Below are 14,962 nucleotides of genomic sequence, written 5' to 3'. Positions count from 1 at the left end.
GGGATTATGCGCGAGTGGGCTGCCAGAACCAGTGCCAGGCTGAATACGGGCGTCGAGGCTGTAATAGCCTTGCTGATGGCACTGCTTGTGCTTGATGTCTGGCTCGGCGTGGTTGATCGCTACTTCTTTCATTGGCAGTTGCCCTGGCCGGAAATCCTGGCGCGCTACCTGATGATCTGGGCAGCCATGCTGGCCGTCTCGTCCGGCATCGCCAGACGGGACCATATCGGACTGACGGCTGCCATCATGCGCGTGCCGGTGTCGTTGCGCCGCATTGTGCTGATGGCGATTGATCTCTGCGTTCTGGCGCTGTTTCTCTACGTGCTGTGGTACGGGCTCGGTTTCGCGCAAAGCGGCGCCAAGCGGCAGGCCATGATCTTCGGTATCAGTCTGCAGCCGTTCTATGCGGCAATCCCGGCCGCCGCAGCCCTTGCCTCGATCCAGACCGTTCTGGCGATGATCCGGGACAACGGCACGCATCTCGACAATCCTCCGTTTGCGGAGGCCGCAGCATGATCGTAGCCGCTGTCTTCATCGGATTTGTCCTGCTCGGCATGCCTATCGGCTTTGCCATTGGCGCGGCCGGCGTCATCGGCCTCATTCATATGGGCGGTGACCAGTTCCTGGCCATCGGGCCGAGCCGTATCTTCAACGGGTTGAACATCTTCCCCTTTCTGGCGATGCCGTTCTTCATTCTGGCCGGCGAAATCATGAACCAGACGGGCATCACCGACCGGCTGGTGAAGCTGGCCCAGGTGCTGGTCGGCCATTTCCGGGGTGGGCTGGCCCACACAAATATGCTCGCCTCCGTGTTCTTTGCGGGGCTAACGGGTTCGGCAACGGCGGATGCGGCGGCCTTCGGGCGCACATTGGTGCCCGCCATGGTCAAGGAAGGCTACAAGCGCGATTACGCGTGCGCCGTAACGGCGGCCGGTTCGATCATCGGACCGACCATCCCGCCGTCCGGTCTGATGGTTGTCTACGGCTCGCTCATGGGCGTTTCCATTGGTGGGTTGTTCGCCGCAGGCATTCTGCCAGGTCTCGTCATCTGCGGTGTCTGCATGGCCGTCATTACCCTTGGTGCGGCCCGCAACAGCCTGCCCAAGGCGGAGCGCCGGGCCAATCTTAAGGAAATCTGGCAGGTCTTCGTTTCCTCAATTACCGCACTGCTGATGCCGGTGATCATCCTGGGAGGTATTCTCGGCGGTGTCGTCACGCCGACGGAAGCTGCTTCCATTGCAGTCGCCTATGCACTCTTCATCGGTGCATTCGTCTACCGTACGCTGACCTTGCCCGCACTTTACCAGATGCTCGTGCGCACCGCGCGCATCACCGGCGTGATCTTCGTCATCATCGCCTTTGCCGGCATCCTCGGCTGGTGGATGAGCTTTGAAAAAATCCCCCAGATGCTGGCCGAGACCATCCTGGGTCTGGCCGACAACCGCTATGCGGTCATCGCCATCATCATCGGACTTCTGCTGATCGTCGGCATGGTCATGGATATCACCGCCATCCTGATCATCCTGGCACCGGTTCTTGTTCCGCTCACCGCTCAGGTGGGTCTGGAGCCGATCCATGCGGGGATCATCTTCGTTCTGGCACTCAACATCTCGCTGATGACGCCGCCTGTCGGCGCGTGCCTGTTCGTTCTCTCATCGGTCACCGGTGAGAAACTGGAACGGATTGCCATCAAGCTGGGGCCGTTCCTGGTCGCAGAGGTGGCTGTGCTGTTCCTGTTCGCCTTCTGGGAAAGCGCGGCCATGATGCTGCCGCGTGCTCTCGGGTTTGCCCAATAACAAAAAAACAACCTGACAGAGGAATGGAGAAAATCATGAAGAAGTTCGCAAAGGGACTGGCGGTCGGGCTGACCGCTGCGCTTATGGCCGGCAGCGCGCTGGCAGATGGAAAGGTGTTGAAGTTCGGACACGACAACAAGACCGACCCGTTCGAAAATCCGGCTCATGCCTGCACCGCGGTGTTCTCCAACATCGTCAACGCAGACACCAACGGTGCCGTCGAAGTGGAGGTCTTCGGTTCCAACCAGCTCGGTTCGGCTGCCGAGCATGTGCAGCATGTGCGCGACGGCATCATCCAGGCAACACTGACGTCCACCGGCGCGCTGGCTAGCTACTACCCACGCATCGACGTTTTGAACCTGCCGTTCGCCTTCGCCGACAACGCCGCCACCTACGCGGTTTTCGACGGTGATTTCGGCAAGGCTCTGGCTGCCGACATCGAAGAAGCCCTTGGAGATGTTGTGGTGCTCGGTTTCCCGGACACGGGCGGGTTCTTCGCTGTTACCAATTCCAAGCACCCGATCGCGTCGCTCGACGATTTTGACGGCATCCGCATCCGCACCATGACGCTGCCGTCTCACCAGACCATCATTCAGGCGCTTGGCGCGCAGGCCTATCCGCTATCCTGGGGCGAGGTCTATTCCGGCCTGCAGACAGGCGTCATCGACGGTCAGATGAACCCGGTGCCGATCATTTCCTTCGCGAACTTCTCCGAGGTTCAGAAGTACATGACGCTGACCAACCACCTGTTCTCGCCCTACACGTTCATGGTCAACCGGGACTTCTTCGAAGGATTGAGCGAAGAGCAGCAGAAGACCCTGCGCTATGCCGCGGAAAGCTGCGTAACCGCCAGCCGTGGCCTGTCGCGCATCATCGAAGCCTCCGACAGGGGATTGGCGGGCCTGATGGACAAGATGGAAGTGACCGCTCTCACCGCCGACCAGCGCGCGTCCATGGCTGCAGCGGCCCAGCCGGCTTTCGAAACGCACGTGGCTGAAAACCTCGACCCGAAAGCCAACGAACTGCTTGGCCTGTTCAAGACCGAGGTCCAGAAAGCCAACGACAGCGTCTATATGGACTGAAGCATGGTCTGACATTTTCGCGCGCCGGCTTGCAGCGCCGGTGCGTGAAAAAAGAAGCCCCGCGGCGAACCGCGGGGCTTTTGTCTTTTCAGCGTTCAGACCTCATCAGGGAGCCGAAATCGGCTTCTGACTTTGCCACTGCCAGCTAAACCGGAACCGGTGGGCCTCAGTTGATCCCTGTCAGCTGGATCTCGAACGTCAGCACCTTGCCGGCCAACGGGTGGTTGGCGTCCAGAATGACTTCGTTTTCGGAAATCTCGATCACGGTCACGGTCATCATCTGGCCGTTCTCTGTCTGCGCCTGCAGCTGCATGCCGACTTCCAGCGGGATGTTGGCCGGAATGTTGGTCCGCGGAACAGCCTGGCGTGCGGCCGGATTGTGGGGACCGTAGGCGCTATCGGGTTCGATGCGAACCGTCTTCTCGTCGCCAACCTTCATGCCGGGAATGGCCTGGTCGAGACCCGGAATGATCTGGCCGGATCCAACGGTGAATTCCAGCGGGTCGCGTCCTTCGGAGCTGTCGAAGACGGAGCCGTCGTCCAGCGTGCCCTTATAATGAAGACGAACCGTGTCGCCGCTTTTGGCTTCGGTCATGGAGCGTTTCGCAATTCTGTCTGTTGGGTGAGTTTTGAGGCCGCGTTTCGTTGGCGGGTGCTCGTCGTGAAACCAAGCCTAAAGGACGGGCAGCAAAAGTAAAGTCTGCCGGATCGTCAGCTTCTGGATAGTTTCGCGGACAAATCATGGCTGAAATGGTGCAGCCACGACGCCGATCGTTTCAAAAGATGGCTCCGGCGCCGTGGTTCTTCTTTGTCGGATGGCGATTGCGCCGCTATTTCTTGCCGAAATTCGCACCTAGCCGCATCTGGATATAGTCATGCGCCGTCATCGGCTCATACTTGCCTTCCGGCCCTGCAAGCACCGTATCCATGTTGGCCTGGGCGAAATAGGCCATCGAGTAGCGAGGGCCGAGATATTCCTCCGGCTTGGGCATACGCACCCGGTGAAGGTTTGACAGAAGCTTGTCGTCCGACCAGCGCATCAGCATGTCGCCGATGTTGCAGGTGATAACGCCTTCCAGCGGGGGCACGTCGGTCCAGGCAATCGCCCGGCCCTGGCTGTCCTTGCCCGGGCAAAGCTGTAGCCCGCCCTGGCCTGCCTTCTGGTGCAGCAGTGTCAGGCAGTCGAAGTCGGTGTGGGCACCGGCCCGCCAGAACTTGAAGTCCTCTGGCTTGGCATCTTCCATGCCCAGATAATGGATCAGCCGGAGGGTCGACTGGTATTCCGGTGTCAGGGGATCGTGCCCGTCGGTGAAGAAGTCCGGCGGAAACTGCAGCTTGTCGGCAAAGCAGGACAGAACCTTCATCGCCAGCGCCCAGTTGTGCCGCTCGAATGCCAGCATGGTCGCCTTGAAGCCGGACAGTTCTTCGCCGGTCGGCCAGAGACCTGTCATGCGCGGCAGGGTGATCTGGTAGCTTTCCTTCTGGTCGGCAGTACCGGTTGAAGGGCGGACCTGCGCCTTGAATTCCCAGCCTGCATTGGTGCCGGGCCGAAGCGGATATTGTTCCTTCGTCTCGGCCGGCAGGTCGAAGAAGCCGGCCGACAGGCGAAAAGCCTCGTCGATCAGTTCCTGCGGGATGCCGTGGTTGCGTAGCTGAAAAAAGCCGATGTCCGTCGCCGCTGCCCACAGATCCTCGGTGATCTCTGCCTTGCGCGAAAAGAAATCCGACATGTCGATCTGGGGAATTGACCGGTCGACCGTCTCACCGACGCCGCCGAAGCCTTTTTCCTTTTCCAGTTCAACGAGACCATAAGATGCAGAGGTGCTCATATTTCCGTTCTCCTTGAGAAAGAGGTCCGGGAGCAATGACCCGTGCTCATGGGCACTGACAGCTTCTACTCCACATAAGAATGTGCCTGCCCGATGCAGGCGATTTGCCATCAGGCCTGGGCGGCGCGGCCCGTGAAAGCGCCGTCATTTCCTTTCTGCGTTCGATCAGTTGCCGGGTAACACGCCTTGCGTCCGAACCGAGCCCTGCCAGGTCCAGTCCGGGGATGGAACCGTCCTGGACGATCTGCTGCCCGCCGACAAAGCTGTGGCGCAGGCTTGCGGCACCCGTCAGCACGGGAGCAAGGGCCGGATCGTGAAGACCCATGTTGCGAGGGGCGGAAATGTCGAAAACGGCAATGTCGGCGATCATGCCGGGACGCAGCACGCCGATCTCCTCAAAGCCGAGCACCTTGGCGCCGCCTTCGGTTGCCCAGTTGAGGAGGCTTTCAGCTTGCAATGCCTGCACGCCCTTTGTCGCTCGGTGCAGCGCGAAGGCGCTGTAGAGGGCAGCGCCCATGTCGGCGGCCTCGTTCGCGCCTGCGCCATCTACCGCCAGCGAAACTCGGCCGCCGAGGTCGTGCAGGATGTCAGCTGGAGCAATGCCTGAGCCAAGCCTTGCATTTGCTTGCGGACAGTGCGCCATCCCGGTTCCGGTTTCTGCGAGCATGCGCACCTCGTCCCGGTCGCATTCCACCAGATGGGCAAACCAGACATCCGGCCCGAGCCACTGCTGCTCGGCAAGCCAATCAACCGGTCGCTTGCCGTATTTCGCCAGGGTGAAGTCCACGTAGGTCCGGTTTTCCGAAAGATGCGAATGAAGGCGCAGGCCCTTGCCGCGGGCAAAGCGGGCGATGTCGGCAAGCTCTCCCGCATCGACATTGAACGTCGGTGTGGTCGGTGCGACAGCAACCCGCCTGCTGGAACCTGGGGACGGGTCATGCCAGCGGTTTGCAGTCCGCTCGATGCTTGCCAGAAATTTGTCCAGTGGCTCGCTTGGTGACGGCGGCAGGCTCGGATCGGGAAAAGACCGGCCTTTCGTTCCACCACCCCGGGCCAGGACGAAACGGATGCCAAGCGCTTCCGCTTCTTCAAAAAGCACGTCCGCAGGATCGTAGTCATAATGGTCGGAATAGACGTAGTGATGATCGCAGACAGTTGTCGTTCCGGTGAGAAGCAGTTCTGCCAGTCCGATCCTGGCCGATACGCGAAGGGTTTCCTCGTCGATCCGCGGCCAGTAGCTGTAGGGAACGTTCATGAGCCAGTCGTCAAGTGGCGCATTCATGCCTTCCGGCACGGCCTTCAGGACAGACTGGAATAGATGGTGATGGGTGTTCACCAGACCCGGTGTCACCACGCATCCGCTCGCATCGACAATCCGTTCGCCTTCTAGGGGCTGCAGGTGGCCGATTTCCGCAATCCTGCCGTCGTGAACGCGGATTGCACCACTGAGGCGCTCTCCCTCCCTGGTTCCGGTGAGGCCGTAGTCAATGTTGTTGATCAGGAAGCTCGTCATTTCTGTCCCTTCGGCAGTGACCAGGGAAAGAAGATCCGCTGCGCGAGGCTGACAAGCTGGAACAGGACAAGAGACATCACGACGAGGATGACCAGTCCGGCCCAGGCCTGGGGCAGTTTGAACATCGACGTGGAGAACTGGATGAAGTAGCCGATGCCTTTTTCGGCGGCGACGAATTCGGAAACGACAGCGCCGATGACCGAAAGCGTGATCGAAATCTTCATGCCCGAGAAGATGTAAGGCGTCGCATAGGGCAAGCGGATCTGCGTGATCTCCCGGAAGGACGGCGCGCGCAGCGACCTGGACAATTCGATCAGCTCCGGCGGCGTGGCGGCCAGACCTGTCGTCATGGAAACGACCAGCGGAAAGAACGAGATCATGAAGGTGATGACGACGCGTGGAGCATCACCGGTGCCCAGCACCACGATGATGATGGGTGCGACGGCGACGACCGGGACGGATTGGATGACCACGAGCAAGGGATAGAATGCCCCAGAGAGCAGCCGTGATTTTGCAAGGCCGACGGCAATCGGCAGTGAAATGACAAACGAAACCGCATAGCCGATGAGGGCGACCCGAAGCGTTGCCCAGATATGCTCCATCCAGCGTCCGGCTGTAACACTTTCAAATCCGCCCAGAATGCGGGAAGGGGCGGGCAGCACGAAAGAGGGAACGGAAAACAGCCGTGTCCCGGCTTCCCAGATGACCAGGATCAGGAGAAAGGTGATCAGGGGAAGTACGACAGGCATCCGGAGCAGCTTTTCGGAAAGCGGCAACGGCCGCTCCAGACGCTCGGGCTTTGGGGTGGTCTTGGCCGCGGCGGTGTCCTGTGTTTCGCTGACAGTCATCAGGCGGCCTCCTTTCTGATCAGCAGCGAGCGGAGTTCGGCCGAGAAATCCTGCATCTCCGGCGTTCTCAGCGCGCTTTCGTCTCTCGGACGGGCGGTCGGCACCTGCAGGTCCGCGATGATGCGGCCGGGGCGCTCGCTGAGCACAAGGATCCTGTCGGCCAGCAGCGCGGCTTCCGGAATCGAGTGGGTGATGAAAAGGACTGTCTTCGGACTTGCTTGCCACAACCGAAGAAGTTCAAAGCCCATGGCATCGCGGGTCAGTGCATCAAGCGCTGAAAACGGTTCGTCCATCAGAAGAATGTCCGGATTGAGAAACAGAGCCCGGGCAATGCCGACCCGTTGCTGCATGCCGCCGGAAAGTTCCGACGGCAGCCGCTTTTCAAATCCTTTCAGGCCGACGGTCTCGATGATAGTGCGGGCCTGTTCGCGGTCCTCCGTCGTCACCCGTCCGTATTTGTGGCGAACCGGAAAGACGACGTTGTCCTCTACGTTGGCCCAGGGAAGCAATGTCGGTTTCTGGAAGACGATGCCGACATCGTCCCTCGGCATCGTCACCTCTTTGCCGAAGACACTCACCGTTCCCTTTGAAGGTTTCATCAGTCCGGCGGTCAGCCTCAGCAAGGTTGATTTTCCGCATCCGGATGGACCGAGCACTGCTACAAACTCATGCTGAGCGATGGTCACGGTGACCCCGTCCAGGGCGGTGACGGATCCCGAGCCGGTCAGAAACGTCTGACCGACCGAGGAAAAGCTGATCGCGTTGTTGGTGAGTGCCACTTGAGGGTTACTCCGCTGCCGGCAGGAACGAGCGGTTGACAGCGTCTTCAGGTTTCAGGGATGCCGGGTCCAGATCCTGCGCCGCGGCAACGCGGGTCCATGTCGCCGCCAGCCTGTCGGCATCGATTGTGCCGAGCGGGAATTTTTCAGTGACATCGTTGAAGGCGAGCTTGGACGCATCCAGCCAGGATCCCTTGACGTCTTCCGCCGAAAGTTCCGGCACCTGTGCGGAAACTGCCGCAGCCGCCTTGTCCGGGTTTGCGTAGGCAAATTCGAGGGACTTCTTGAAGGCCGCAACGAAGCGCTTGGCGACGTCCGGGCGCTCCTCCAGGAACGTGTCGCCCGCGACAAGCGATGCGGAATAAAGCTCAAGACCTGCGTCAGCCCAGGGCAGCACGACCAGTTCCTTGCCGGCCTCCGCCGCCTGGCCGGAATAGCGCGAGACATCGGTCAGCCAGGCGATGATCGCGTCCGACTGGCCGGTCATCAGCAGCGGCCCCAACGCGCCAGGGTCGGATTTGGTCAGGGTGATATCTTCTTCCGACAATCCGTTGTCGGCCAGAACCAGCGGCAGGAACACGTTGGAGGAGGTGAAAGGCGAAGTCGCGATCTTCTTGCCTTTGACATCCTTGATCGAGGCAATGCCGCTGTCCTTGGTGGTGTAGAAGGCGTGCGGTCCCATGTTGAAGATGGTCATGACCGCGGTCACCGGCACGCCTTCGGTCGCCTTGGCTGCCATCAGGGCGCCCATGCCCGCGGAACCGATGTCCGATGCCCCCGTGGCGATCTTTGTGATGGCCTCGGAAGACCCGCGCCCCGGTTCGATCTTGATCTCGAGACCGGCTTCTTCGCAGAAGCCTTCCTGAATACAGACATAGATCGGCGCCTTGTCACCGCCGGGCAACCAGTCGAGCTGATAGGTCACGAGATCGGCCGCAGCCGCCGGAAACGACCCAACCATTGCCGCCATGGCAACAACCAACGACTTACCGTCAAACATGCGCATCGGCACACCCTTTCGCTGTACTTTCTCTGGAAGGTTTTCGAGTGGCGGGAGCGTTTTGTTGTCTTCGGCCGGCATTCTCATCTCCTGGTCTTGGATGCGGGCGCGTTCGTGCCGGGCATCGTCGATCAACTGAAAGATGAGCAATGTCGGAACCGTTGGGCTCCACCGCTTCTACTCGACCTCTACGGGAAACCGGTGCGCGATTTTTGTCAAGAAAGCCTCAAGATGAAACCGCGAGAATAGTGATCAAGAGGCCAATATTTCAGCAGTTGCCTTTTAAATTGCCAGTCTTTTGATGTGTTTCTGTTCAACGTGACTGACTGTTTGCAAAGTCTTGCGGGGTGAGCGTGTTCATGCTCCCTTCAGGGGGGAAGAAATCAAAGGAGCCTTGCGTGACCGATACTCATGACGACAAAGATATCGCGCTGTTGCGCCGGGCATTCGAAATCGCGCGACAGGCGCGGGAAACGGGCGATCATCCATTTGGCTGCCTGCTGGCAGGTCCGGACGGAGAGGTTCTGATGGAGCAGGGTAACGGTTATTCCGCTGAAGGGCAGGACATGACCGCCCACGCCGAAAGGCTGCTGGCGACACGGGCAAGCAAGCGCTGGCGCCCGGATTTTCTGGAAAGATGCACCATGTACACGTCGGCAGAGCCGTGCGCCATGTGCTCCGGTGCCGTATACTGGGCGGGCATTGGTCGGGTCGTCTTCGGCCAGACCGAAAAGTCCCTGAAGGAACAGACGGGCGATCACGAGGAAAATCCGACACTCGATCTGCCCTGCAGAACGGTGTTTGCGGCGGGGCAACGCAAGGTGGAGGTTGTCGGTCCGCTTCTGGAAGAGGAAGCGGCCGGCCTGCAGGCGGATTTCTGGGCAGGGAAATAGTCACCGCTTGTTGCGGTCTTGATGCTGAACCTTCGCAGGCCAGTCAGTCTTTTTCCGCGGCCTTGGAACCGGAACGCAGTGGCGCGCGGCTGAGGTCGTTGACCGCCTCTGTTGCCTTTTGCAAGAGACGCATGAAATCGTCAGCCTCTTGGCGGTCGAGCCCGCTTAGCATCACCTGTTGCGCCTTTTCCACCGCAGGGCAAAGCCGCGACAGCGCATCGGTTCCGGCGTCCGTCATGTGAAGCACCTTCGCGCGCCTGTCCTTTTCGCTCACGGCGCGTGACAGGAAGCCCTTCTGCACCAGCCGGTCGACTACGCCGGCAATCGTGGTCCGGTCATAGGCAATCAGGCCTGCCAGCGTTATCTGATCGATGCCCGGGTTTTCCGCCACCCGGACCAGCGCTGCGAATTGCACCGGCGTCATGTCGAATCCGACGGCATCCACTTCCGTATGAAACACCGCCACTGCGATCTGCTGCAAACGGCGGATCAGGTGTCCGGGCATCTGTTCAAGGTTTCGCATCGCCGCCTCCAGGGATTTCAAAAAAGGAAGTATGCTGATTATATTTGACAGCATGCTGATAATCAGTATGCTTTCTAATTAATCCGTTGTCGATGTTTGTTTGGACATCGCGGCGGAATTGTCAAACGCGAAAGACCCGCAATGCGGCAAGAAAGTCCGGGCTTGAACACCGGCAGCTTTCGCGTGGCCCCATCATGCTGGCGCCGGCCTCTCCCAAGAAGGAGGGCCGGTTGCCAAACTGCCGGAATGTGGCGGAGGAGACGGTTTCATGCAATTTCATCTCGACGGCTTCAAGACCGGTGATCCGGTCATTCATGAACCTAATGCCGACGCCACTGCCCTGGCCAACACAGACAGCCTGCCGGAAGAAGTCGATGTCCTCATTGTCGGTTGCGGTCCCGCGGGCCTGACGCTTGCCGCTCTACTTGCGGCATTCCCGGACATCCGAACCCGTATCGTGGAGCAGAAAGCCGGCCCCCTGCAGCTTGGCCAGGCGGATGGTGTCGCCTGCCGGACAATGGAAATGTTCGAGGCGTTCGGCTTTGCCGAGCGACTGGAAAAGGAAGCTTACTGGGTCAACGAGACCACTTTCTGGAAACCGGATCCGGCGTCTCCGGACACGATCGCCCGCAGCGGCAGAGTTCAGGATGTCGAGGACGGTCTGTCCGAGTTTCCGCATGTCATTTTGAACCAGGCGCGCGTTCACGACTTTTATCTCGAGATCATGCGCAACTCGCCAAACAGGTTGGAGCCCAACTACTCCCGCCGGCTGGTCGATCTGGATATGGCGGTTGCAGCAGGGCAGGAGTGGCCGGTTACGGTTCAGCTGGAACGCATGGACCCCGGACACGAAGGTGAAACGGAAACGGTACGCGCAAGATACGTTGTCGGTTGCGACGGCGCCCGCAGTTCCGTGCGCAGGGCGCTGGGCCGCGAGTTGAAGGGCGACAGTGCCAATCAGGCCTGGGGCGTGATGGACGTTCTTGCCGTGACGGACTTCCCGGATATCCGCTTCAAGGCGTTGGTGCAGTCGGCCAGTGAAGGCAGCATCCTGATCATTCCGCGTGAAGGCGGATATCTGGTCCGCATCTATGTCGAACTTGACAAGTTGCGGCCGGACGAACGGGTCGCAAACCGGAACATTACGGTCGATCATCTGATCGCCGCAGCCGGACGCATCCTTCATCCCTATTCTCTCGACGTGAAGGAAGTCGCCTGGTGGTCGGTCTACGAAATCGGTCAGCGGCTTTGCGACAAGTTCGATGATGTTCCGGCAGAAGGTGCTCCGGGCCGCTTGCCTCACGTTTTTATTGCAGGCGATGCCTGCCACACGCACAGTCCGAAGGCAGGGCAGGGCATGAACGTCTCCATGCAGGACACGTTCAATCTTGGCTGGAAACTCGCACACGTACTGAAGGGACTGAGTGAACCGGACCTGCTTGCCAGCTATTCGGCCGAACGCCAGGCGATTGCGCAGAACCTGATCGATTTTGACCGGGAATGGGCAAAGCTTGTCAGCGCGCCGGTGAGATCGGAAAGCAATCCCGATGGCGTCGAACCGGCTGAAGTTCAGAAATACTTTGTGCAGCATGGCCGTTATACCGCCGGCACAGCCTCGCGCTATCTCCCGTCCCTGTTGACGGGTGACGGTGCGCATCAGCAATTGGCGGAAGGTTTCCAGATCGGCATGCGGTTTCATTCCGCCCCTGTCGTTCGTCTTGCCGACGCCAAGCCGGTACAGCTGGGCCATGTCGTAAAGGCGGACGGTCGCTGGCGGATCTTCGCCTTTGCCGATAAAGGCGACCCGGCAGCGGAAACGTCGGCTATCCGTCGTCTATGTAACTTTCTGAAAGACGATCAGAGCTCACCGGTTTTGCGTCATACGGCGGCAGGTGAAGATATAGACGCGGTTATCGATCTTCGCGCAGTCTTCCAGCAAAACCATCGCGATCTGGCCCTTGGGCGCATGCCGTCACTGCTGCTACCGGCAAAAGGCCGCTACGGGTTGAGGGACTATGAAAAGATGTTCTGCCCGGATCTCAAAAGCGGCAACGACATTTTCGAAATGCGCGGCATTGACCGGGATAAAGGCTGTTTGGTCATCGTCCGGCCCGATCAATACGTCGCCGAGGTATTGCCGCTGGATGCCTATGAAGCATTGTCGAGCTATTTTCAGGGCATTCTGAAAGAGCGGCGCTAAGTCTGCGTTTCCCAGCATAGGCGTAACGCGCCAGGCCGGTTTGACGTCATCCGTGTGGAACTTGGTATCAACGTGCGCCGATACGCCAGGCGACGGCCATGGACTTGAGCGCGGCGAGAACGGCGAAATAGGGCATGATGACCAGAGGCTCGGCAAACGAGCCCAGAGCGAAAGCCATCACGAGATAGAACAGGGAAACGATTGTCGCAAAGAGGCTGGCTGAAACAGCCTTGAACCCGCCGCCGCGGGCTTGGACGAACACGACCACCGCCCAGACAATGGCAATTGCGAAGGCAATGCCGACGAATATGCTGACGATCAGATTGTCTTCCAGGAAATTACGCAGGTCATACCAGTCGAACATGCTCTTGCTCCAGATGGTGGCATGACCGGAAGCTAGTGCACGTCGGAGCTGGCCGCATTCCCCATTTGGGGCGTAAGTTGGAGGGCGCGTTGCCTACACTAACCCCCTCGCAACGCAGAAACAAAAAGCCCGGCATTGCTGCCGGGCTTTTCGCTTTCAACTCTCGTGAGAGAGACGAAAATCTTAGTCTTCGGACTGCTGCTTCAGAGCTGCACCGAGGATGTCGCCGAGGGACGCACCGCTGTCGGAAGAGCCGTACTGAGCGACAGCTTCCTTCTCTTCTGCGATCTCGAGAGCCTTGATCGACACGGTGACCCGACGGGTCTTCTTGTCGAACTGGGTGATGCGGGCATCGAACTTGTCGCCAACGGAGTAACGCTCCGGACGCTGTTCCTCGCGATCGCGGGACAGGTCGGCGCGACGGATGAAGGCAGTCAGGTCGCTGTCTGCGATCTTGACGTCCAGGCCGCCGTCTTTGATTTCGATGACTTCACAGGTCACGACGGAGTTCTTGCGCAGTTCGCCAGCTGCACCCGATTCCATCGGGTCGCCGGAAAGCTGCTTGATGCCGAGGGAGATACGCTCCTTGTCGACGTCAACATCCAGAACGACGGCCTTGACCATGTCGCCCTTCTTGAACTCTTCGATAACCTGCTCGCCCGGGCGGTTCCAGTCGAGGTCGGAGAGGTGAACCATGCCGTCCACGTCGCCGTCGAGGCCGATGAACAGGCCGAATTCGGTCTTGTTCTTGACTTCGCCTTCGACTTCGGTGCCGATCGGGAACTGCTCGGCAAATGCATCCCACGGGTTCTGCAGGGTCTGCTTGAGGCCCAGGGAGATGCGGTGCTTGACCGGGTCGACTTCCAGGATCATCACTTCGACTTCCTGAGAAGTGGAAACGATCTTGCCCGGATGGACGTTCTTCTTGGTCCAGGACATTTCGGAAACGTGGATCAGGCCTTCGATGCCCGGCTCCAGTTCCACGAATGCGCCGTAGTCGGTGATGTTGGTCACGCGGCCAGTGAACTTGGCTTCGATCGGGTACTTGGCTTCGATGCCATCCCACGGATCGGTTTCAAGCTGCTTCATGCCGAGGCTGATGCGATGCGTGTCCTGGTTGACGCGGATGATCTGCACCTTGACGGTCTGGCCGATGGTGAGAACTTCCGACGGATGGTTGATGCGGCGCCACGCGATGTCGGTGACGTGCAGCAGGCCATCGATACCGCCGAGGTCGACGAACGCACCGTAATCGGTGATGTTCTTGACCACACCTTCCACGGTATGACCTTCTTCCAGGCTCTGGACCAGTTCCGAACGCTGTTCGGCGCGGGTTTCTTCCAGAACGACACGGCGAGACACGACGATGTTGCCGCGGCGCTTGTCCATCTTCAGGATCTGGAACGGCTGCGGGGTGTGCATCAGCGGGGTCACGTCGCGAACCGGACGGATATCGACCTGCGAACGCGGCAGGAAGGCTACAGCGCCATCCAGATCGACGGTGAAACCACCCTTGACCTGGTTGAAGATCTGGCCGTTGACCTTTTCGTTTGCTTCGAAAGCAACTTCCAGGCGGACCCAGCTTTCTTCGCGGCGAGCTTTTTCGCGCGACAGAACAGCTTCGCCAAGAGCGTTTTCAACGCGCTCCAGGTAAACCTCGACTTCGTCGCCGACCTTCATTTCGCCGTCACGGCCTTTTGCGCCGAATTCCTTCAGCGGCACGCGGCCTTCGACCTTCAGACCGACGTCGATGACTGCCAGGTCTTTTTCGATCGCGACGACGGTGCCCTTTACGACGGCACCTTCATACAGGTCGTTCTGAACGAAGGACTCTTCGAGAAGAGCGGAGAAATCCTCCATGGAGGGATTGTAATCAGACATATATGCTCCTGGCGCCTTCAGGCGCGCCGCCGGCGGGTTGGTGTTGCACTCCGGATCTGTCCTTCTCCCGGGATCGCGGTTTCCGCTGATCCTGCCGCTATCGAAAGCGGGCCGGCGGGGCGAGAGGCGGAAAATCCGGTCTCGTCACAGGTCGCCGGAAAAGGCGCCCTGCCGAAATTCTCTGGTCGTTCCGTAAAGAACTGATGGCCTGAGGCCACATGCGTTCCGGATGCACAAACAGGGGCGCACCGGTG

Annotated in this window: 14 protein-coding genes; 5 read left to right on the top strand and 9 right to left on the bottom strand. The window is 59.6% G+C overall.

Annotation, left to right across the window (positions count from 1 at the left end):
- Positions 1-6: 6 nt before the first annotated feature.
- The 3 genes from ACP90_RS25360 to ACP90_RS25350 are packed head-to-tail and all read left to right on the top strand — an operon-like array spanning position 7 to position 2,878.
- Positions 7-516: a TRAP transporter small permease subunit gene (locus ACP90_RS25360; RefSeq protein WP_022998963.1), complete on the top strand. Its 510-nt coding sequence runs from the start codon at positions 7-9 to the stop codon at positions 514-516.
- A complete protein-coding gene (locus ACP90_RS25355) occupies positions 513-1,796 on the top strand; it encodes a TRAP transporter large permease (protein ID WP_022998962.1) in 1,284 nt (427 codons plus the stop codon). Before ACP90_RS25360 ends, ACP90_RS25355 begins: the two co-directional genes overlap by 4 nt.
- A 35-nt stretch (positions 1,797-1,831) precedes the next feature.
- Positions 1,832-2,878 (top strand): DctP family TRAP transporter solute-binding subunit, encoded by a 1,047-nt coding sequence (locus tag ACP90_RS25350; protein ID WP_031268661.1) that lies wholly within the window; start codon positions 1,832-1,834, stop codon positions 2,876-2,878.
- 166 nt (positions 2,879-3,044) lie between these two features.
- Here ACP90_RS25350 and ACP90_RS25345 read toward each other — a convergent pair whose 3' ends face one another.
- From ACP90_RS25345 to ACP90_RS25320, 6 genes are all read right to left on the bottom strand, one after another.
- Complete coding sequence (locus ACP90_RS25345; RefSeq protein WP_022998960.1) at positions 3,045-3,473, bottom strand: peptidylprolyl isomerase; 429 nt, start codon at positions 3,471-3,473, stop codon at positions 3,045-3,047.
- A 235-nt stretch (positions 3,474-3,708) separates the two neighbouring features.
- Positions 3,709-4,707: a 2-oxoglutarate and iron-dependent oxygenase domain-containing protein gene (locus ACP90_RS25340; RefSeq protein WP_062490765.1), complete on the bottom strand. Its 999-nt coding sequence runs from the start codon at positions 4,705-4,707 to the stop codon at positions 3,709-3,711.
- Between the two features lie 46 nt (positions 4,708-4,753).
- Positions 4,754-6,220: an amidohydrolase family protein gene (locus tag ACP90_RS25335; RefSeq protein ID WP_082809850.1), complete on the bottom strand. Its 1,467-nt coding sequence runs from the start codon at positions 6,218-6,220 to the stop codon at positions 4,754-4,756.
- The gene (locus ACP90_RS25330) at positions 6,217-6,969 is read right to left on the bottom strand and encodes an ABC transporter permease (RefSeq protein ID WP_062491994.1); all 753 of its coding nucleotides are present in this window, start codon (positions 6,967-6,969) and stop codon (positions 6,217-6,219) included. The genes ACP90_RS25335 and ACP90_RS25330 overlap by 4 nt, the downstream gene beginning before the upstream one ends.
- 98 nt (positions 6,970-7,067) lie before the next feature.
- Positions 7,068-7,847, bottom strand: coding sequence for an ABC transporter ATP-binding protein (locus tag ACP90_RS25325; RefSeq protein WP_062490764.1), 780 nt, complete (start codon positions 7,845-7,847; stop codon positions 7,068-7,070).
- Positions 7,848-7,854: 7 nt separating this feature from the next.
- Positions 7,855-8,817: an ABC transporter substrate-binding protein gene (locus tag ACP90_RS25320; protein ID WP_286145771.1), complete on the bottom strand. Its 963-nt coding sequence runs from the start codon at positions 8,815-8,817 to the stop codon at positions 7,855-7,857.
- 428 nt (positions 8,818-9,245) lie between these two features.
- Between ACP90_RS25320 and ACP90_RS25315 the strand changes: the two genes are divergently transcribed.
- On the top strand, positions 9,246-9,740 hold the full coding sequence (locus ACP90_RS25315; protein WP_062490761.1) for a nucleoside deaminase: 495 nt from the start codon (positions 9,246-9,248) through the stop codon (positions 9,738-9,740).
- Positions 9,741-9,783: 43 nt separating this feature from the next.
- Here the strand turns inward: ACP90_RS25315 and ACP90_RS25310 are convergent, their stop codons facing one another.
- Positions 9,784-10,263, bottom strand: coding sequence for a MarR family transcriptional regulator (locus ACP90_RS25310; RefSeq protein ID WP_062490759.1), 480 nt, complete (start codon positions 10,261-10,263; stop codon positions 9,784-9,786).
- Positions 10,264-10,531: 268 nt separating this feature from the next.
- On the opposite strand from ACP90_RS25310, the gene ACP90_RS25305 reads away from it, so the two are divergent.
- Positions 10,532-12,463, top strand: a complete 1,932-nt coding sequence (locus ACP90_RS25305) for an FAD-binding monooxygenase (RefSeq protein ID WP_062490756.1) — start codon at positions 10,532-10,534, stop codon at positions 12,461-12,463.
- Positions 12,464-12,530: 67 nt separating this feature from the next.
- On the opposite strand, the gene ACP90_RS25300 is transcribed toward ACP90_RS25305, so the two are convergent.
- Both ACP90_RS25300 and rpsA read right to left on the bottom strand, forming a co-directional pair.
- Positions 12,531-12,827, bottom strand: coding sequence for a hypothetical protein (locus ACP90_RS25300; RefSeq protein WP_022998951.1), 297 nt, complete (start codon positions 12,825-12,827; stop codon positions 12,531-12,533).
- Between the two features lie 183 nt (positions 12,828-13,010).
- Positions 13,011-14,708: a 30S ribosomal protein S1 gene (rpsA, locus tag ACP90_RS25295; protein ID WP_062490754.1), complete on the bottom strand. Its 1,698-nt coding sequence runs from the start codon at positions 14,706-14,708 to the stop codon at positions 13,011-13,013.
- Positions 14,709-14,962 lie beyond the last annotated feature (254 nt).

The sequence above is a fragment of the Labrenzia sp. CP4 genome, from assembly GCF_001579905.1.
Taxonomy (GTDB): domain Bacteria; phylum Pseudomonadota; class Alphaproteobacteria; order Rhizobiales; family Stappiaceae; genus Roseibium; species Roseibium algicola.
Note: the sequence above shows the minus strand (reverse complement) of the source record. Positions and strands in the feature narration are given on the sequence as shown.

What these genes read in the sequence shown, in the direction of transcription:
- ACP90_RS25355 (WP_022998962.1), top strand. Translation starts at nt 513, where the DNA reads ATGATCGTAGCCGCTGTCTTCATCGGATTTGTCCTGCTCGGCATGCCT.
- ACP90_RS25330 (WP_062491994.1), bottom strand. Translation starts at nt 6,969, where the DNA reads ATGCCTGTCGTACTTCCCCTGATCACCTTTCTCCTGATCCTGGTCATC.
- ACP90_RS25340 (WP_062490765.1), bottom strand. Translation starts at nt 4,707, where the DNA reads ATGAGCACCTCTGCATCTTATGGTCTCGTTGAACTGGAAAAGGAAAAA.
- ACP90_RS25310 (WP_062490759.1), bottom strand. Translation starts at nt 10,263, where the DNA reads ATGCGAAACCTTGAACAGATGCCCGGACACCTGATCCGCCGTTTGCAG.
- ACP90_RS25320 (WP_286145771.1), bottom strand. Translation starts at nt 8,817, where the DNA reads ATGGCGGCAATGGTTGGGTCGTTTCCGGCGGCTGCGGCCGATCTCGTG.
- ACP90_RS25305 (WP_062490756.1), top strand. Translation starts at nt 10,532, where the DNA reads ATGCAATTTCATCTCGACGGCTTCAAGACCGGTGATCCGGTCATTCAT.
- ACP90_RS25300 (WP_022998951.1), bottom strand. Translation starts at nt 12,827, where the DNA reads ATGTTCGACTGGTATGACCTGCGTAATTTCCTGGAAGACAATCTGATC.
- ACP90_RS25360 (WP_022998963.1), top strand. Translation starts at nt 7, where the DNA reads ATGCGCGAGTGGGCTGCCAGAACCAGTGCCAGGCTGAATACGGGCGTC.
- rpsA (WP_062490754.1), bottom strand. Translation starts at nt 14,708, where the DNA reads ATGTCTGATTACAATCCCTCCATGGAGGATTTCTCCGCTCTTCTCGAA.
- ACP90_RS25350 (WP_031268661.1), top strand. Translation starts at nt 1,832, where the DNA reads ATGAAGAAGTTCGCAAAGGGACTGGCGGTCGGGCTGACCGCTGCGCTT.
- ACP90_RS25335 (WP_082809850.1), bottom strand. Translation starts at nt 6,220, where the DNA reads ATGACGAGCTTCCTGATCAACAACATTGACTACGGCCTCACCGGAACC.
- ACP90_RS25345 (WP_022998960.1), bottom strand. Translation starts at nt 3,473, where the DNA reads ATGACCGAAGCCAAAAGCGGCGACACGGTTCGTCTTCATTATAAGGGC.